The sequence below is a fragment of the Rhizobium sp. CC-YZS058 genome, assembly GCF_034720595.1.
Classification (GTDB): Bacteria; Pseudomonadota; Alphaproteobacteria; order Rhizobiales; family Rhizobiaceae; genus Ferranicluibacter.
In genome coordinates this window covers 2,630,876-2,648,759 of the sequence record NZ_JAYESJ010000001.1, presented here as the reverse complement: position 1 = coordinate 2,648,759, position 17,884 = coordinate 2,630,876, and the positions used below count along the sequence as shown (strand labels likewise).

Below are 17,884 nucleotides of genomic sequence, written 5' to 3'. Positions count from 1 at the left end.
CGGACCGTGCGCTTGCGCAGGGTCCGCCGCTTCGGCGTGATCGCCGTTCAGGCCTGCCCGCTCAGCATGCGGTCGAGGATTTCCAGATCCTCCCGCTTCAGCGGCTTTTCGAAATAGCTCTTCACGAAATCGTAGCGCAGCGCCTTCTCCCGGTCGGCGCTCAGGTGCGAACTCGTCAGCATCGCCACGACCGGTGCATGGCCGTTGAACTCGCGGGCATAGCGCTCGAGAAATTCGAACCCGTTCATCACCGGCATGTTGATGTCGAGAATGATGGCGTCGGGCCGATCGATCGTCTGCAGCACCTCGATCGCCGCCAGGCCGTTCTCCGCCTTGTGCACCGTGATGCCAGGGTCGAACTTGCGGATCGTGTAGGCGCAGATGAACAGGTCGCTTTCATCGTCATCGACCGTCAATATCGAGCGTATGGCCGTCATGCCCTTCCTCCCTGCGGCAGCCGCACAGAAAACGCGCTGCCCTTCGGCCGGCGACGATAGGCGACGGTGCCGCCCAGATGTTCTGCGCTCTTGCGCAGGATGTATAGACCGAGTCCGCTGCCTTCTGCACGCGCAGGATGAAACCGCTTGAACATTTGAAACAGATTTCGCTCGTCCGCGGGGTCGATGCCGAGCCCGTTGTCGATGACATGCAGGGTCACCGTGCCGAGGCCGGACTGCGCAAGGATGCGGATCTCCGGCTCCTCCTCCGTGGGATCGGCGAATTTGATGGCGTTGGAGATCAGCGTGTCGATGATGATGCGGAAGCGGCTGATCTTGGTGTGGATCGTCAACGTCTCGGGAATTTCGAGAAGGAAGGCGATTCCTTCGCCCTCGCGCGTCAGCCGCATCCGGTCGATCGAGTCGCGCACGGCGCCCAAGACCTGCACCGGCGTCGTCGGCTCCTCCAGGACCTTGGTTCGGGTCAGCAGGATGATGTTCTGGATCAGCTGGTCGAGGCGGCGGAAGCCGGTCTCGATGCGGGAAAGCACCGGATCGATCTCGGCAAGGCTCGCGCCGTCGCGGATCATGTCGCGGCAGATGGCGATCAGGCCCAGAGAGGAGGCGATCGGCGAACGAAGATCGTGCGAGGTGCGGTAGGAGAATTCCTCGAGCTCGGCATTCGCCTCCAAGATCTGCCGTTCCTGCCGCTTGCGCAGGCTGATATCGCGCAGGATGGCCGAGGCCACGCGCTGGCGCCCGAGCTGGAAACGGGAAGTGGAAATTTCGAGCGCGACCGTGCTGCCGTCCCGCCGCAGGCCTTCCGTTTCCCGCGTGGCATCGCCCTCCTGCCCAGCGGGAGCGGGTTCGGGCATCAGCACGCCGATATCGCGGCCGACCATCTCGCTGACCGCATAGCCGAAGATGCGCTCGCAGGCGGGGTTGACCGATAGGATCGTTCCCCGCTCGCTGATCGTCACGATTCCATCGGGCGCGGTGTCGAACACCGCCGTCAGGCGGGCATGGGTGCCGGCCAGCTCCTGCGCGGTTTCGCGCTGACGGCGCACGGCGCGCAGCGCATAGAGGATGAGGCAGAAGAAGGCGAGGCCGGAGACGAGCAGGATGGCGATCAGCGTCGCCTGCACATCGACCACGCCTTGCGGCAGGGTGACGAGGGCGCGCTGCCGCTTCAGCTCGATGAAGGTGAGCCCGGTCACCAGCACATAGAGTGCCGCGACCAGCGCGGCCGCCAGCGTGGCACGGTCCTGATTGAGCGTTTCAGGACGCCGGAAGAACAGCGGCAGCACGAGCAGGGAGAAACAGACCGCAGTCTGCGGCGACATGCGGGCCAGCCGCATCCAGTCCTCTCCGGCCGCGATGTTCAGCACCGTGCCGAGCATGGACCCGGCGCTAATCATCAGCACCGTGGCGAGCAGCAGGAGGGAGAGGCGCGAGGCCCGCCGCAGCCCGCTCATGCGCAGGAGCGCGAGGTCGAGCGCAAAGAAGCAGAGCGCGGTGTTGACGGCCATGCCGCCGCGGCGCTGGCCAGTAGGGCTCGGCAGGGGGCTTGCGAGGAAGCGCTCCACAGGCCCGAGGCCGCGGCTGTGTTCGAAGAGCGCGATCACGGCGAGAAGCCCCGAAAGAAGAGCGCAGGCGCGGGCAAGGCGGGTGCGGCCCATCACCAGGCAAAGGGTCGATCCGGCACTGAGGAGAAAGGCGAGCCCCGCATTGAACGGCATGGCGAACAGCATGGGCTGCGCCTGAAACAGCGCCTGCGGCGCAACGACCCACAGAGCGAGCACCATGAGGGCCACCGTGCCGACGACAACGGCGCTGGCCTGCGCCGCGCGGTCGCACGGGTCCCGGTTGACCGGCGCGCCCCCCGCGCGCGCCTCGTCCATGCCTATCAACGCCACCAACCTCCTGTTGCATCCAGGCCCGCAAGACAGGCTGAGCCTAGGCCAGGGCGCGGCGCTTGAGAAGTGACCTTATCTGGCCCTTGCCATGCCGTCTGCAGAGACCTTGGTCGAAGGGCTGATCGATCCGAGGGCACTATGGGCCGGTGCGGGATGACGGAACGGCGCACGGTGCAGGCAAGCTGCGCCCGACCTTGGGGTAAGGGTCAGCGCGGGTCCGACACGCTGCCGGCATTCAACCGGTCGGCGACCCGGACAAGGGCGTCGCGCAGCGCCGATGCCTCGTCCAGCGTGCACCCGGTCGCTTCGCCGATCTGCGTAAAGACCGAGGCGGCCGTCTCGCGCAGGGCGAGGCCGGTGTCGGTCAGCGAGACGATGACCTGACGTTCGTCCGCCTTGTCGCGCTGGCGCGAGACGAAACCGGCGGCCTCCAACCGCTTCAAAAGGGGAGAGAGCGTGCCGGAGTCAAGGCCCAGCGCGTCGCCGATCTCCCGCACGGTCATGTCCCCATGCTCCCACAGCGCCAGAAGCACGAGATATTGCGGATAGGTGACGCCCATGGCCTCCAAAAGCGGCTTGTAGGCGCGGGTGAAGGCATGGGCGAGCGAATAAACGGCGAAGCACAAATGCTGGTCGAGCACCGGCTGCGGCGCATCGCCGGCACGCACAGCCTCTCTGGCCTTCGCGCCATGCCCGGCCTTCGCGCCATGTCCAACCTTGGTAAGGGGAGCCTTGATCATGGGCGGACTCTGTCACATTCACCCGAAAAAATCAATTTGCAAAATCATATTGCGCACAACGAAATTGTGCGCTAACAAGATGCCGGCGCAGCGTTGGGAGAGTTTGACGAACCTGGATGCCGCCGGTGCGGTGCCAGGCGCTCTTGCCGCGATCCGTTCACAGTTTTTCGCCCGTCGATCCGTCGACCCATAATCAAGGAGACGACCATGTCTATTCTCTACACCACCAAGGCCACTGCCAGCGGCGGCCGCGCGGGCCGCGCCGTGTCGGACAACGGCGTTCTCGATGTCACCCTCACCGTGCCGAAGGAACTCGGCGGCGATGGCGCCACCGGCACCAATCCCGAGCAGCTCTTTGCGGCCGGCTACTCCGCCTGCTTCCTCGGTGCGCTGAAAAATGTTGCCGGCAAGGAAAAGGTCAAGATTCCGGATGATGCCAAGGTCACCGCGACCGTGAGCTTCGCGACCCGCGACGACGGCGGCTTCCGCATCGAAGTCTCGCTGCTTGCCGATGTTCCCGGTCTCGATCGCGAAACGGCCGAGCGCCTGGTCGCCAAGGCGCATCAGGTCTGCCCCTACAGCCACGCCATGCGCACCGCGACGGAAGTCGAAGTCAGCGTCGCCTGAGCATTCGAAAGACCGGGTTTTCCCATTCGTTCAGAGCGCGGCGAGAACGGTCGCCGCGTTCGAGCCCCGTCCTGCCGGCGTGCAGGGCGGGGCTTTCTGCTTCGTGCCGCACCTTGATCAGGTCAGGCGGCCAAGCGTCACCAGATCCTGGCGCAGTCGGGTCGCGTTCCCGTCGGGCAGGTCTGCTTCCAGCGCCCCATGCACGCGCTGCCAGATCGGCAGGGCGTCGCGGAGCAGGCCGCGGCCGGGCTCCGTGAGCGCCAGCCTGCGGCCGCGCCTGTCCTTCGGGTCAGGCGTGATCGTCAGCAGGCCGCGCCGCTCCAGCACCTTGAGCGCAGCGGTCAGCGTCGTGCGGTCCATGGCCAGCAGCGCCGCCACCGGCCCCATCGCCACCGGCTCCGGCCGGTTCAGTGCCATCAGCAGCGAGAACTGCCCATTCGTAAGATTGAGCGGGCGCAGCGCCTCGTCGAAGCGCCGCGCCAGGGCCCGTGCCGCCCGCTGCGCATGCAGGCAGAGGCAGGTGTCGCGCACGAGGAGCGTCGTTTCAAAGCTGAGGCGGATCGGCGCATCGGACCGGTTTGACATGCGTTATATGTGTTGATATCAACGTAATATGTCAAGCCAAGCTTTCGCATGGAGGGGACCTTGGAGCGGGTGCACGGGAAATTCATCTGGATCGAGCTGATGACGACGGATGTCGAGAGCGCCTCGCGCTTTTATGGCGACGTGGTCGGCTGGTCGTCGCGCCCTATGGAGGGGACGGACTACACTGTCTTCGAAGCCGGCCTGCCGGGGGAGGCGGGGACCGTCGGGGTCGCCGGCATGATGGCGCTGCCAGCCTCGCTCGTGGGCGAGGGCGTGCCGCCGAACTGGACGGGTTACGTCGCCGTTGACGATTGCGACGCCACCGCTGCGCTGGCCGAGGTGAAGGGCGGCAGTATCCGCCGACCGCCGGAGGATATTCCGGGCATCGGCCGCTTCGCCGTCATCGGCGATCCGCATGGCGCCGTCCTCTGCATCATGACGCCTTTGCCGATGGATCCGCCGCCGCCGGTCCTGCCGGTGATGGCGCCGGGCCAGCTCGGTTGGGCCGAGCTGCAGGCCGGTGATGGAGAGGAGGCCTTTGCCTTCTATTCCGCCCTCTTCGGCTGGACGAAGGAGCGCGACATGGACATGGGGCCAATGGGCACCTATCGCATCTTCGCCCATGAGGGGCTGGCGATCGGCGGCATGATGACCCGCCAGCCGCAATGTCCCGTCGCCTGGTCCTATTATGTCGCGGTCCCGGCACTCGATGCCGCGGTCGACCGCATCGCGCTCGGCGGCGGCACGGTGATCTTCGGCCCGCAGGAAGTGCCGGGTCCGGCCTATATCGTCAACGCCACCGACCCCCAAGGCGCCCACTTCAGCCTCGTTGCCCCGACCCGGTGAGGGCGGTGGGGCACGCAGTGGCATGGCCCGACGCAGCATGCGCTTCAGCCCTCGAAGACGGTGACCGACGCGCGCAAGACCCCCTCTGGCCTGCCGGCCATCTCCCCCACAAGGGGAGAGACCGTGCGACGAACGCCTGCCACACTTGGCCGCAAGCGTCGCCTTCATTTCAGAGCGGGCGAATAGGGTCTCGAAGCCAACCCCACAGTCTCTCCCCCCTTGTGGGGGAGATGGCCGGCAGGCCAGAGGGGGTCTTTTGGCCAGGCGAAACGGGCGGATCGACGACCGCGTGCTTGCCACCGCGGCTGGGTTCTCGCCGTCCGGTCAGCCTCAGGCCTTCACCGCTGCCTTGCGCTTCGGCTTGGCCTTTGGCGGGGCTGGGATTTCGGTGGCTTGTTGGGCGATGCGGGCCTGGCGCAGGCGCTCGGTCTTGATGCGGCGCTGGCGTTCCTCGCTGTCGATGATCGCCCGGGCCTCGCTGTCGGTCTGGCTGGCCTTGGCGCCATGCGACCGGCGGGACGGCTCGGTCTTCGGCGGCGTGTCGGCGGGGGTCATTGGCGCTTCACTCCTCGGGCAGCGCCGCGCGTCGGGGATGACGGGCTTGAAGACGCGTGCAGGTCGATGATGCGGAACCTTGAAACGGGCGGCGGGAGCGGAGCTGCCGCAACGGACTGCGCGAGAGGGATCGCTGTGGCCCGGATCGAAGGTCCCGAAAAGAAAAAAGGCCGGGAAATCCCCGACCTTCCTCACGTCGTTTCGACGGAACCCTGCCAGTCCATCCGTGGTCAGGTTTCCGGAAACAACAGAACAATCCTGCGTGCCGAACCTTGCGCCAGCCTTGCGTCCGTACGGACGGGCAGCGCAGGCTCAGCCTGCCACTTAGGCGGCGCTCAGGTTGTCAGCTGCGGACTTGCCGCTGCGACGGTCCTGGACAACTTCGAAGTTGACCTTCTGGCCTTCGTTCAGCGTGCGCATGCCGGCGCGCTCAACGGCCGAGATGTGAACGAAAACGTCGGATGCGCCGTTGTCCGGAGCGATGAAGCCGAAGCCCTTGGTGGTGTTGAAGAACTTGACGGTACCGGTAGCCACGATGAAACCCTTTCAGTCGTGATGAGTAATCGCCCGTTCATAAGAACGAGCAGTGAGATCGACGTTGAAAGAGAAGATTACGTGGCGCCTCGGCGCGGGAGCAAAGCTCCAATACAAGATCGATGGACACAAGATAGGCGCTTCGATCAAGAATTGCAAGGCCCCATGTTTTCGTAAGTCTTGGCTGTGATTTTCATGCTTTTGACTCAAGGCGAGGCCCCTGCCGCACCATCTTGAAAGGGCAGGGCAAAAGGCCTGGTAGAAGAGGGAGGCGCCGGGGGGAAATCCGGCGCAAAAATCAGCGCTTAAGGCTGCCCAGGATGCCGCGCACCAGGGCCCGGCCGAGCGAGGAGGCGACGGTGCGGGCCACCGTCTTCATCGCGGCCTCGGCAATCGTCTCGCGCTGGTATCCGCGGCTGCGCGGCTTCTCGGCCGTTCCGGCGCGGGAAGGGGCGGGCGCCTCGTCGCCGAAGCCCGGCAGCGTCCAGCGGGTGGAGGCGGTGCCCGGCGCCGGTGCGGCTTCGTCGGAGGCGGCTTCGCGGGCCATTTCCGCCGCTTCGGTCGCCTTGGCCGCCCGCTTGGCGAGGATCTCATAGGCGGATTCCCGGTCGTAATCCTCGTCATAGAGACCGGCGACGGGGCTCTTGGACAGGTTTTCGCGGCGTTCCGCCTCGCTGAGCGGCCCGACCCGCGCCGAGGGCGGGCGGATCAGGGTGCGTTCGACCATGGAGGGGGCGCCCTTGCCTTCAAGCGTCGAAATCAGCGCCTCGCCGGTGCCGAGCGCGGTGATGGCGGTGGCGCAATCGAAGGCGGGGTTGGCGCGGAAGGTCTCCGCCGCGGTCTTCACCGCCTTCTGCTCGCGCGGGGTATAGGCGCGCAGCGCATGCTGCACGCGGTTGCCGAGCTGGGCGAGCACGGTTTCCGGCACGTCGAGCGGGTTCTGCGTGACGAAATAGACGCCGACGCCCTTGGAGCGGATCAGGCGCACGACCTGCTCGACACGCTCCAGCAGCATTTTCGGCGCGTCGTTGAAGAGGAGATGCGCCTCGTCGAAGAAGAAGACCAGCCGCGGCTTGTCCGGGTCGCCCACCTCGGGCAGTTCCTCGAACAGTTCAGAGAGCAGCCAGAGCAGGAAGGTGCCGTAGAGGCGCGGATTCATCATCAGCTTGTCGGCGGCCAGAACCGAAATGACGCCGCGCCCATCATTGGCAACGCGCATGATATCGGTGATCTTCAGCGCCGGCTCTCCAAAGAAATGCTCGGCGCCCTGCTGCTCGAGGATCAGCAACTCGCGCTGAATGGAGCCGACCGAGGCCTTGGAGATAAAGCCGAACTTGGCCGAGAGCTCGCCCGCATTCTCGCCCATATAGGTGAGCAGCGCCCGAAGGTCCTTCAAGTCTAGAAGCGGCAGGCCGCCCTCGTCGGCGAGCTTGAAGGCGATGTTGAGAACGCCTTCCTGCGCATCCGAAGCGTTCATCAGCCGGGACAAGAGCAGCGGGCCCATCTCCGACATGGTGGTGCGGACCCGGTGGCCTTTCTCGCCGTAGAGATCCCAGAAGATCACCGGAAACTGCTCGACATCATACTCGCTGAAGCCGATCTGCTCGGCGCGCTTGAGGAGAAAATCCTTCGCCTCGCCGAGAGCGGCAATGCCTGAGAGGTCGCCCTTCACGTCTGCGCAGAAGACCGGCACGCCCGCCTTGGAGAAGCCCTCCGCCAGAACCTGCAGCGTCACGGTCTTGCCCGTTCCGGTGGCGCCGGTGACGAGACCGTGGCGGTTGCCGAATTTCAGGTCGAGATATTCGCCCTTGTTGATCGTGTCGTCCGGGTTTCGGCTGGCGCCGAGAAAGAGCTTTCCGTCTTCAAGCATCGAAATCCTCCACCCTGATGAACCCTGTTTGTCCGGGCCGCAGCCGACGCCGCACGGTCACTGCTCGCTGGTCAGTGTCACCACCCGCTTATAGAAGGGCGGCGCGCCAGCGGCAACTGCGGCGCGTGCAGCCGGCGGGACGACGGCAGCGCATTGCCTCGGCGCTTTCCTTGTCTTCGGCCGAGGCTCGTGAAATGATCCGCCGGCGATCTGCATGGCGCGCTGCGCGCCGCGGACGAAGATGGCCCGGCCTCATGCCGGGGACAAGAGGAGACTGCCATGAACGAACTGGTTACGCGGGTTGCCGATACGGTCGGCATCGAGCCGGCGCTTGCCGAAAAGGCGATCGGCATGATGCTGGGCTTCCTGCAGCGCGAAGCCGCCGACGGGCCGGTCGCCCGCATGATCGAACAGACGCCGGGCGCCGCCGATCTCGTCGCGCGCTACAATGGCGAAGGTTCGGGCGGCGGCGGACTGTTGGGCAAGATGTTCTCGGCCGTCGGCGGCGGCGGCGTCATGGCGCTCGGCCAGCAGCTCATGGCCGAAGGCCTGTCGATGGGCGAGATCACGGCGCTCGCCAAGGAAACGATCCGCTATGCCAAGGAGCAGGCTGGCGAGGAAACGGTCGATGAGGTCGTCGCCTCGGTCCCGGGCTTGAGCCAGTTCGTCTGAATCTTCAACACCGAAGGCCGGCTGCGGAGTTCAGCCGGCCTTCGCCGGGCGCCCTCGGGCGCCGATGATCCTGTCCCTTCGGCCTCAGGCCGCCTTGTCCCATTCGGGGGCTAGCCCCTGCGGGCTGACGATACGGCCATCGGGCTTGGCCAGCGCATGAATCGCCTTCATCTCGTCGGCCGACAGCTGGAAGTCGAAGATGCCAAAATTCTCGGCAAGGCGCTCCTCGGTCGAAGTTTTCGACAGCGCGATGACGCCCTGCTGCTGGATCAGCCAGCGCAGCACCACCTGAGCGGCCGTCTTGCCATGCCGGCTGCCGATGTCGTTGAGCACCGGATCCTTCGGCACGCGACCGTCGGCCATGGCATAGTAGGCGGTGATCGACATGCCGAGGCGTTCGGCATCCTCAAGCACCTTCAGCTGGTCGAGATAGGGGTGATACTCCACCTGGTTGGTGACGAGCGGCACGTCGCTCAGCCGTGCAGCCTCGTCCATCTGCGCCGTGTTGAAGTTGCTCACCCCGACATGGCGGACCTTGCCCGACTGAACCGCTTTGTTCAGGCCCTCCACCTGCTCGGCGAGCGGCACGGGGCTACCCGGCCAATGCAGGAGCAGCAGATCGACATAGTCGGTCTTGAGCTTGCGCAGGCTTTCCTCGACCGAGGCCATGAAGCTGCCGCGGGCATATTTGTCGGTCCAGACCTTGGTGGTCAGAAAGATCTCGCTGCGCGGCACGCCGGAGCGCTCGATCGCCAGGCCGACCTCGGCTTCGTTGCCGTAGATCTGCGCCGTATCGACATGGCGGAAGCCGAGCTGGATCGCCTTCGGCACGATCGCCAGAACCTCGTCGCCCGGCATGCGGAAGGTGCCGAAGCCGAGCGCCGGGATCTCGGCGCCGTTGCACGTCACGGTCTTCTGGGTGGTGATGGTCATCTGTCGTCCTTTCTTGACGCCGCCTGGTCCGGCATGCGCCGGTGCGGCCTGGTCTGCCTCGCCGCGGGGGGAAGGCCGCCCACGGGGTTGAAAGAAAAAGGCCTGATGGCCGATCCGGGGCGCGGTGGCGCGCCTGGCGTGGATCAGCCCCATTCGTGATCGGCCGAGGCAGGTGTGCCTCGGCTGCAGGGCTAGATGGAACGCCGGCCCGGCGCGTCAAGCGCCAGGCCGGCGGCGTGCGGTTCCGCTCAGGCGGCGAGCGCCAGGCGGTGGCGGTCCAGACGCTGGCTGACCAGCGTCAGGCCGAGAGCGCCGAGGACCATCAGCCCGCCGACCCAGGGCGTTGCTTGAAGGCCCAGCGAGGATGCGACGGTCAGCCCGCCGATCCAGGCGCCGACCGCAATGCCGAGATTGAAGGCGGCGATGTTGAGCGCGGAGGCGACGTCGACGGCGGCCGGGCGGTGGATGCGGGCAAGCTCGACCACATAGAGCTGCAGGCCGGGAACGCTGGCAAAGGACAGGAAGCCGAGTGCGGCCAGCGTAACGAGCGCCGGAACGACCGCGCCGGCCGTGAAGGCGAAGAGCACGAGCACCGCAGCCTGCGCAGCGAAGAGCGCGATCAGGGCGCGGACCGGGTTGCGATCGGCGAAGCGGCCGCCCGAGAGATTGCCGGCGGCGATCGCCAGGCCATAAAGCACCAGAACCAGGCTGACGGCGGAGGAGGAGAGGCCGGTCACCTCTTCCAGCATCGGCGTCAGATAGGTGAAGGTGACGAAGGTGCCGCCATAGCCGAGCGCCGTCATGGCGAAGACCAGCAGCAACCGACCCGAGCCCAGCACCTTGACCTGGTCCATCAGCCGGGCCGGGGCGCTTTCCGGCAGCTCGGCCGGCAGGAGCAGGGCAATGGCCAGAAAGGCGAGGACGCCGAGGCCGGCAACGGCGGCGAAGGTGGCGCGCCAGCCGAAGGTCTGGCCGATGATCGTGCCGAGCGGCACGCCGGTGACGATCGCGACGGTCAGGCCCATGAACATCAGTGCGATCGCCGACGCGCGCCGATCGGGCGCAACCAGCCCGGCGGCGATCGTGGCGCCGACCGAGAAGAAGACGCCATGGGCAAAGGCGGACAGCACCCGCGCGATGAGCAGGATTCCGTAGCCGGGGGAAAGGGCGGCAAGCGCATTGCCGGCGACGAAGAGGGCCATCAAACCGAGCAGCAGCATCTTGCGGCCGATCCGGCCGGTCAGTGCCGTCAGAACCGGCGCGCCAAAGGTGACGCCGAGCGCATAGATCGAGACGATGAGGCCGGCCATGGGCAGGGTAATGCCAAGGTCGGAAGCGACCGTCGGCAGCAGCCCGACGATCACGAATTCGGTGGTGCCGATCGCGTAGGCCGCGATCGTCAGGGCAAAGAGAGCAAGGGGCATGAACGCATCCTGTCTGGCATGAGAAGGCGGCGAGCAGCCGCCGGATGCGCTGAGAGATAGCGGTTTGCGACTTGTTCGATTAGCGCAAGGCTGCGACAATGATCTGTGAAACACATTCACAGGTGGCAGATGGACAATCGGGCAGGGGAGATGGAAATCGTGGTGGCGGCGGTGGAAGCCGGCAGCTTTTCGGCCGCCGGACGGCGTCTCGGTCTGTCCGCCTCGGCGGTGTCCAAACTTGCCGCGCGGGTCGAGCGTCGGCTCGGCACGCGCCTTCTGGTGCGCACCACCCGCGCACTGCGGCTGACGCCCGAGGGCGAGGTTTATCTCGCCCGGGCGCGAGCGATCCTGTCCGAGATCGAGGAAACGGAGCGGCTGGTTTCGAGCGGCGCGCGCGCCGTGCCGCGCGGCCGGCTGCGGGTCAATACGCTGATGGCCTTCGGCGAGCGCTTCATCCTGCCGCTGATCGGCGAGTTTCGCGCGCTCTATCCCGAAGTGGTGCTGGACCTCACCTTCACCGACGGCGTGGTCGACCTTGTCGAGGATCGCACCGACATCGCCATCCGCTCCTCCGGCGCCCTGCGCGATTCGGCGCTGAAGGCGCGCAAGCTGATGGACAGCCGAAGGCTGCTGGTGGCCTCTCCCGCCTATCTCGCGCGTCGCGGCGTGCCGGAGACGCCGGAGGCGTTGGACCGGCATGAGTGTCTCGGCTTCAACATCGAGGGCATGCGCCAGACCTGGCCCTTCCTCGATCCGGCGAGCGGCCAGACCTATGATCGACCGTTCCGCCCGGCCATGCTGGTCTCCTCCGGCCTGATCATGCGCCGGCTCTGTCTCGATGGCCAGGGGATCGGGCGCATCGGCCGTTTCCATGTGGGGCCGGATGTCGAGGCCGGGCGGCTCGTGCCGCTGCTCGAAGCCCATCGGCCCGAGGACGGCGAGACGATCCACGCGGTCTTCGTCGGCCACGACCATCTCGCCGCCCGCATCCGCGCCTTCATCGACTTTCTGGTCAGCCGTCTGCAGCCCCGCAACCTCGACGCGCCGCCCCTCGAAGCTTGACATCGCGGCCGGCAATGCCTTGCTTAAAGGCGGGAGGCGCGCTTGACAGGAATCACAGGACCATGTCCGACACCGCGATGACCGCGCCCGCCCGATTATGCTCGCCTTTGCTCAGCCAGCCATCAGCCAGCTCTGATGACTTACCGGATCGCCCAGGAAGGGTACCGGCACGTTTCAGCGAAACGGCCGTGGCCGACGATATGGCGCTCACGGCCGATCTGGTGGCGCTCTGCCATCGTGACATTCCCGACCCCGGCCCCGATCTCGCCCGCACGCCGATGGGCGAGGAGGATTTCGACGCCTTGACGGCCGAACTGATGCAGGGGCTCGGCGATGGGCCGCTCTTTGTCTTTGCCTATGGATCGCTGATCTGGAAGCCCGAATTCAAGGCGCGGGAAAGCCGGCGGGCCACGGCCTTCGGCTGGCACCGTGCCTTCACCATGAAGATCGACCGCTTCCGCGGATCGGAGGAGCACCCCGGGCTGATGATGGTGCTGGAGCGCGGCGGGCGCTGCGACGGCGTCGTTTTCCGGCTGGAGGGCGAGGAGCGCGCCGTGGCGATCGACCGGCTCCTGCGCCGGGAAGTGACCTGCAAGGAATATGTCCCGAGCATTCGCTGGCTGACGGCGCGGACCGAAGCCGGGCCGGTGCGCGCGCTCTGCTTCTGGTGCGGCACCGCCGGGCACGAGGCGCTTCATCTCAGGCCCGAAAGCATTGCCGGCATGCTGGCGCGCGCCTGCGGCCATGCCGGATCGGGCGCGGAATATCTCTTCAACACGGTGGCCCATCTGGACATGTTCGGCATCCGCGATCGCAATCTCTGGCGCCTGCAGAAGCTGGTGGCCGAGGAGATCCGCGCGATCTACGGCGCGGGTCCGACGGCGGGGTAGTGGGTCACGCCTTTGGCTTGTCGCGGAGGTTCTAGAGACCCGGCAGGCCCGGAAGGGCGGCCATGCGGTGCAGCGTGGCGAGGATCATCCGCTGGTCGTAGGGTTTGGGGAAGAACACGGCCCGATCCGGCAGGGCGTCCGCCGCCTTCATCGAGACGCCGGAGGTAACGATGATCTCGACCGGCGGCCAGCGGTCGCGGATCGCGGCGGCGAGCTTCAGCCCGTCCATGCTGCCCGGCATGTCGATGTCGGTGAAGACGATCCGGATATCGCTGCGGCTTTCCAGAAGCACGATCGCTTCGTCGGCATTGCTCGCCTCGATCGCCATGCAGCCGGCATCTTCGACGATATCGGCCGCCATCATGCGCAGCAGCGGTTCGTCCTCGACGATGAGGACGACGGGCATGTCGAATTTGCTGGGGGTCATGGTTGAGGCGATGCCTCCGCCTGGACGCAGAGTTCTCTACCGGATGCACGGCACGTGGCTGGAGCGGGTCCTGCCTTCAAGCCTGCGCGCGACGCTGGTCTGCTCATCCGTCTATCCCTCTGTTGCGAGAGAACATGTCAAGCCAAAGCGCTAAGGCAAGGGCGGATGGTGAATTTTAGCGATGGCCGCATCATTGGCGGATCGCCAGAAGAAAGAGGCGGGGGAAGGGCAGCAGCACGCCGCCGCCTGCGAGCGGCGGATAGGCAGCTTCGATCCGCGCCGTATAGGCCGACAGGTAAGCCACGCGCGCAGCCGGCCCGAGGGGCTCGAGAAACGGCCGCAGCCCGGTGCCTTTGACCCATTCGACAATCGCCGCCGCATCGGCCAGGCGGTGATGATAGGTTGTCCGCCAGACATCGACCACCTGCGCTTGGGGCGACAGCCGCTCGACATAGGCGCGCGCCGGGGCAAGCGGAGCACGCTGCGGCGGCGCCGCTCCATAGGCCGGCGCAAAGGACGGGTCGCGGGCGAGCGCCAGCATGGCGCGATGCGAAGGCTCGTCCAGATTGTCCGGCATCTGCACCGCCAGCACGCCGCCCGGCACCAGCGTCTCGAGAAGCCGCTCCAGGATGGCCGCATGGTCCGGCAGCCATTGGAAGACCGCATTGGCGAAAAAGAGCGCGGCCGGCTCTTCCGGCTGCCACTCGGCGAGATCGCCTGCGAGAAACGGCGTCTCCGGCAGGCGGCGCCGTGCGCTGGCCAGCATGTCGGCATCGCTGTCCACACCGATCAGCCGGCGGCCGGGAAAGCGGGTGGCAAGCACTGCAGTGGAATTGCCGGGGCCGCAACCGAGATCGTACAGAGTGCCTTCCGGAAGCGACGGGATCTGCGCCGCCAGATCGAGGGCCGGGCGGGTTCGTTCCGCCTCGAAGGTGAGATAGTCCGCCGCCGACCAGGCCATGCGCGTCGTCCCTTTGCTGTTGCGGCGACGCACGGAAAAGGCCCGCCGTCCCCTCGCTGGCGTGGCGGCACGCGCAGAGGTCGCACGCCGTCAGGCCTTGGCCGGCTTCCACACCTTGGCCGGGAAGCGCAGGGCCTGCTTGGACAGCTTGCCCTTCAAGCCGAGTGCGGAATCACAGAGTGCCACGACATGGCGGTTCGGCTTGGCGTCCGGCTTCAAGGCGTGCAGCGCCGCTGCCGCATCCTCGGGCCCAAGATAGCGCGCCAGAATGCCGAGGGACAGAGCGGGCGCCCGGCCGATTCCGCGCAGGCAATGAACGAGAAGCCGGGCGTCTCCGGGCAGCCGATCGACGAAGGCCAGCGCCTCTGCAATCTGTTCGCCCCGGGCCGCGCCCGGTTCGTCCGGATCCAGCGCATCGCCGAAGATGAGCTCCAGATGCCGCTCCGGCGGCAGGTCGATCATCGAGAGCAGCTTGGTGCCGGGCGCGCGGATGGAAATGAGATGGCTCGGTGCCCAGAGCGCCCTGTTATGGCGCGCCTCGGTTTGCGAACTGACGAGGAGCCGCACCGGCCAGCCGGCGGCATGGCTGTCGTTGGACGAAAGAATCGGCGCGAAGACGTCCGTCTCCTGCCGCGCGGCAGCCATGGCCATGATCCACCCCTGAATCGCTTGCACCCGACGTCGAGTCTATCAGGTGCTGCTTGTCGAAGAAATGGGTCGCGGGCGAAATGCCTGTCTCGGTCTCGACCGTGGCGGGCACGGCGCGTGACTCGGTACGGCCGATGACGGGCGTATGCGGGAACTTCCGGCAGTGATCGACGGTTTGCGCCGGCGTGGGCGGCTTTCGAAGCGGCTCCAACAGGCGAGATTTCGCGTCGGCAGCAGTGCTTCCGCTGCAAGCGGCGCGTTGATCTTCCCTGTGCTTGCCCTAATTTTGCCTCCGTTCAGCCTCGTGCCGATCCGGCCGGGTTTCCAGAGTTCGCGGCGCCTCCCCGGCGCGGCAGGAGTTTTTTTGATGATCGTCTTCACCGCTCTCCTCTTCGCCGTGATCGGCCTGGCGCTCGGCGCCGGGGGGATCTGGCTCGCCGTGCTCGGCGGCAGCTGGTATTACATTTTCGCGGGCCTTGCCTTCCTGGCAACGGCTGTCCTGCTCTTCCAGCGGCGCGCCATGGCGCTGACGCTCTATGCGGCGTTTACGATCCTGACGCTGATCTGGGCCCTGTGGGAGGTCGGTTTCGATTGGTGGCAGCTCGGTCCACGCGGCGGGGTCATCATCGTGCTCGGCTTCTGGCTGCTGCTGCCGGCAATCCGCAAGCCGCTCGGCTTTACGAGCCCGACCGGCCATGTCTATCGCGCCAGCGGCTGGCCGCTTGCGCTCGCGCTTCTGGTTTCGGTCGGTGTCGCGCTGTTTTCCATGACGCAGGATCCGCTGGACATGAGCGGCGAACTGCCGGTCGCCTCCGTCAATCCGACGCCCAATCTCGGCGGCAATGTTCCGGACGGCGAGTGGCACCAGTATGGCCGCACCCCTTATGGCCAGCGTTATTCGCCACTTGCCCAGATCACCGCGGCCAATGTCTCCGGGCTGGAAGAGGCCTGGCGCTACCAGACCGGCGACGTCAAGCGACCCGATGACGTCGGCGAGACCACCTATCAGGTCACGCCGCTCAAGATCGGCAACGCGCTCTATGTCTGCACGCCGCACAATCTGGCGATCGCCATCGATGCGACGACCGGCAAGGAGAAGTGGAAGTTCGACGCCAATTCCGGCATGAACCCGGACCGCCAGCACCAGACCTGCCGCGGCGTCAGCTATTACCGCGACGCCGCAGCCGCGGCGGGCGCGGCCTGCGCCGAGCGGGTCTACCTGCCGACGGCCGATGCGCGGCTGATCGCGCTCGATGCGCAAAACGGCCAGGTCTGCACCGGCTTTGCCGACCAGGGCACGTTGCATCTCGAAGAGGGCATGAAGCACCGCCCGGCCGGCTATTACTACTCGACCTCGCCGCCGGTCATCTCCGGCAACCGCATCATCATCGGCGGCGCCGTCAACGACAACTACTCGACGCAGGAACAGTCGGGGGTCATCCGCGCCTTCGACGTCAACACCGGGCAGCTGCTCTGGAACTGGGATTCCGGCAATCCGGACGTGACGACACCGCTGCCCGAGGGGCAGACCTACACGACCAACTCCCCCAATTCCTGGTCGGTCTTCTCCTATGACGAGGCGCTGAACCTCGTCTACATCCCGCTCGGCAACCAGGTGCCGGATCAGCTCGGCATGAACCGCAGCGAGGCGGTGGAGAAATATTCCTCCTCCATCGTCGCGCTCGACATGGGGACCGGCCAGGTGCGCTGGGTGCGCCAGACCGTGCATCACGATCTGTGGGACATGGACGTGCCCGCCCAGCCGGTGCTGCTCGACATCGACGGCCGGCCGGCTCTCGTCGGCCCGACCAAGCAGGGCGATCTCTATGTGCTCGACCGGGCGACCGGCGAACCCATCATCCCGGTCAAGGAAGTCCCGGCGCCGGGCGGCGCGATCCCGGAGGATTTCTCCTCGCCCACCCAGCCGCTTTCCGGTCTGTCCTTCAACCCGCCGCCGCTGACCGACAAGAACATGTGGGGCATCACCATGTTCGATCAGCTCGCCTGCCGCATCAAGTTCAAGAGCATGAAGTATGAGGGCCGCTACACGCCGCCCTCGCTCGAAGGCACGCTCGTCTATCCCGGCAATTTCGGGGTCTTCAACTGGGGTTCGGTCGCCGTCGATCCGGAACGCCAGGTGATGTTCGGCATGCCGACCTATCTGGCCTTTACCTCCAAGCTCGTGCCGCGCGACCAGATCCCGCCGAAGGGCCAGGACGAGAAGGGAAGCGAGCAGGGGCTGAACCGCAACGAGGGCGCGCCCTACGGCGTCTATATGGGCCCCTTCCTCGGGCCGCTGCAGATCCCCTGCCAGGCGCCGCCGTGGGGCTATGTCTCGGGCGTCGATCTGAAGACGGGCGAGATCGCCTACAAGCACCGCAACGGAACGGTCTACGACATGACGCCGCTGCCGCTGCCCTTCAAGGTCGGCGTGCCGGGCATCGGCGGCCCGATCATCACCAAGGGCGGCGTCGCCTTCCTCGGCGCCGCGGTCGACAACTACCTGCGTGCCTATGACCTGACGACAGGGCGCGAGCTCTGGAAGGGCCGCCTCCCGGCCGGCGGCCAGTCGACGCCGATGACCTATGCGGCCGATGACGGCACGCAATATGTCCTGATCGTCGCCGGCGGCCATGGCTCGATCGGCACCAAACCCGGCGATTACATCATCGCCTACCGCCTGCCGAAGTAAGCCGGCGGACCGACACACTCGAAGCCCGGCCTGTTCCAGTGCCGGGCTTTGCCATTCCTGGCAGC

18 protein-coding genes are annotated in these 17,884 nt (G+C 66.4%); 6 read left to right on the top strand and 12 right to left on the bottom strand.

Going from position 1 to position 17,884, the window contains the following annotated elements; all coding sequences use genetic code 11:
- Positions 1-47 precede the first annotated feature (47 nt).
- The 3 genes from U8330_RS12780 to U8330_RS12770 all read right to left on the bottom strand — a co-directional run bounded on the left by U8330_RS12780 (position 48) and on the right by U8330_RS12770 (position 3,093).
- Positions 48-437: a response regulator gene (locus U8330_RS12780; RefSeq protein ID WP_323105651.1), complete on the bottom strand. Its 390-nt coding sequence runs from the start codon at positions 435-437 to the stop codon at positions 48-50.
- Positions 434-2,353 carry a PAS domain-containing sensor histidine kinase gene (locus tag U8330_RS12775; RefSeq protein ID WP_323105650.1) on the bottom strand — a complete coding sequence of 640 codons (1,920 nt, stop codon included), beginning with the start codon at positions 2,351-2,353 and terminating at the stop codon, positions 434-436. Before U8330_RS12775 ends, U8330_RS12780 begins: the two co-directional genes overlap by 4 nt.
- Positions 2,354-2,559: 206 nt before the next feature.
- On the bottom strand, positions 2,560-3,093 hold the full coding sequence (locus U8330_RS12770) for a MarR family winged helix-turn-helix transcriptional regulator (protein WP_323105649.1): 534 nt from the start codon (positions 3,091-3,093) through the stop codon (positions 2,560-2,562).
- Between the two features lie 207 nt (positions 3,094-3,300).
- Between U8330_RS12770 and U8330_RS12765 the strand changes: the two genes are divergently transcribed.
- On the top strand, positions 3,301-3,720 hold the full coding sequence (locus tag U8330_RS12765) for an organic hydroperoxide resistance protein (protein ID WP_323105648.1): 420 nt from the start codon (positions 3,301-3,303) through the stop codon (positions 3,718-3,720).
- Positions 3,721-3,837: 117 nt separating this feature from the next.
- Here U8330_RS12765 and U8330_RS12760 read toward each other — a convergent pair whose 3' ends face one another.
- A complete protein-coding gene (locus U8330_RS12760) occupies positions 3,838-4,305 on the bottom strand; it encodes a MarR family transcriptional regulator (RefSeq protein WP_323105647.1) in 468 nt (155 codons plus the stop codon).
- 60 nt (positions 4,306-4,365) lie between these two features.
- Between U8330_RS12760 and U8330_RS12755 the strand changes: the two genes are divergently transcribed.
- Positions 4,366-5,151: a VOC family protein gene (locus tag U8330_RS12755; protein WP_323107282.1), complete on the top strand. Its 786-nt coding sequence runs from the start codon at positions 4,366-4,368 to the stop codon at positions 5,149-5,151.
- A gap of 330 nt (positions 5,152-5,481) precedes the next feature.
- Here the strand turns inward: U8330_RS12755 and U8330_RS12750 are convergent, their stop codons facing one another.
- From U8330_RS12750 to U8330_RS12740, 3 genes are all read right to left on the bottom strand, one after another.
- Complete coding sequence (locus U8330_RS12750; protein WP_323105646.1) at positions 5,482-5,706, bottom strand: hypothetical protein; 225 nt, start codon at positions 5,704-5,706, stop codon at positions 5,482-5,484.
- Between the two features lie 324 nt (positions 5,707-6,030).
- The gene (locus U8330_RS12745; RefSeq protein WP_323105645.1) at positions 6,031-6,240 is read right to left on the bottom strand and encodes a cold-shock protein; all 210 of its coding nucleotides are present in this window, start codon (positions 6,238-6,240) and stop codon (positions 6,031-6,033) included.
- 298 nt (positions 6,241-6,538) lie between these two features.
- Positions 6,539-8,110, bottom strand: coding sequence for a DUF853 domain-containing protein (locus tag U8330_RS12740; protein WP_323105644.1), 1,572 nt, complete (start codon positions 8,108-8,110; stop codon positions 6,539-6,541).
- A 279-nt stretch (positions 8,111-8,389) separates the two neighbouring features.
- Between U8330_RS12740 and U8330_RS12735 the strand changes: the two genes are divergently transcribed.
- Positions 8,390-8,782 carry a hypothetical protein gene (locus U8330_RS12735; protein WP_323105643.1) on the top strand — a complete coding sequence of 131 codons (393 nt, stop codon included), beginning with the start codon at positions 8,390-8,392 and terminating at the stop codon, positions 8,780-8,782.
- Between the two features lie 84 nt (positions 8,783-8,866).
- Here U8330_RS12735 and U8330_RS12730 read toward each other — a convergent pair whose 3' ends face one another.
- Together U8330_RS12730 and U8330_RS12725 are read right to left on the bottom strand one after the other, a co-directional pair.
- Entirely contained in the window at positions 8,867-9,715 is an 849-nt protein-coding gene (locus tag U8330_RS12730; protein WP_323105642.1) for an aldo/keto reductase, read from the bottom strand.
- 248 nt (positions 9,716-9,963) lie between these two features.
- Positions 9,964-11,139 (bottom strand): MFS transporter, encoded by a 1,176-nt coding sequence (locus tag U8330_RS12725; protein WP_323105641.1) that lies wholly within the window; start codon positions 11,137-11,139, stop codon positions 9,964-9,966.
- 129 nt (positions 11,140-11,268) lie between these two features.
- On the opposite strand from U8330_RS12725, the gene U8330_RS12720 reads away from it, so the two are divergent.
- Complete coding sequence (locus U8330_RS12720) at positions 11,269-12,201, top strand: LysR family transcriptional regulator (RefSeq protein ID WP_323105640.1); 933 nt, start codon at positions 11,269-11,271, stop codon at positions 12,199-12,201.
- A gap of 188 nt (positions 12,202-12,389) precedes the next feature.
- On the top strand, positions 12,390-13,091 hold the full coding sequence (locus tag U8330_RS12715) for a gamma-glutamylcyclotransferase (protein ID WP_323105639.1): 702 nt from the start codon (positions 12,390-12,392) through the stop codon (positions 13,089-13,091).
- A 31-nt stretch (positions 13,092-13,122) separates the two neighbouring features.
- Here U8330_RS12715 and U8330_RS12710 read toward each other — a convergent pair whose 3' ends face one another.
- From U8330_RS12710 to U8330_RS12700, 3 genes are all read right to left on the bottom strand, one after another.
- Positions 13,123-13,518, bottom strand: coding sequence for a response regulator (locus U8330_RS12710; protein WP_323105638.1), 396 nt, complete (start codon positions 13,516-13,518; stop codon positions 13,123-13,125).
- A 190-nt stretch (positions 13,519-13,708) separates the two neighbouring features.
- A complete protein-coding gene (gene tam / locus U8330_RS12705; protein ID WP_323105637.1) occupies positions 13,709-14,479 on the bottom strand; it encodes a trans-aconitate 2-methyltransferase in 771 nt (256 codons plus the stop codon).
- A 90-nt stretch (positions 14,480-14,569) separates the two neighbouring features.
- On the bottom strand, positions 14,570-15,130 hold the full coding sequence (locus U8330_RS12700; protein WP_323105636.1) for a phosphatase: 561 nt from the start codon (positions 15,128-15,130) through the stop codon (positions 14,570-14,572).
- A gap of 361 nt (positions 15,131-15,491) precedes the next feature.
- Between U8330_RS12700 and U8330_RS12695 the strand changes: the two genes are divergently transcribed.
- Complete coding sequence (locus tag U8330_RS12695) at positions 15,492-17,819, top strand: glucose/quinate/shikimate family membrane-bound PQQ-dependent dehydrogenase (RefSeq protein ID WP_323105635.1); 2,328 nt, start codon at positions 15,492-15,494, stop codon at positions 17,817-17,819.
- The last annotated feature ends 65 nt before the right edge of the window (positions 17,820-17,884 follow it).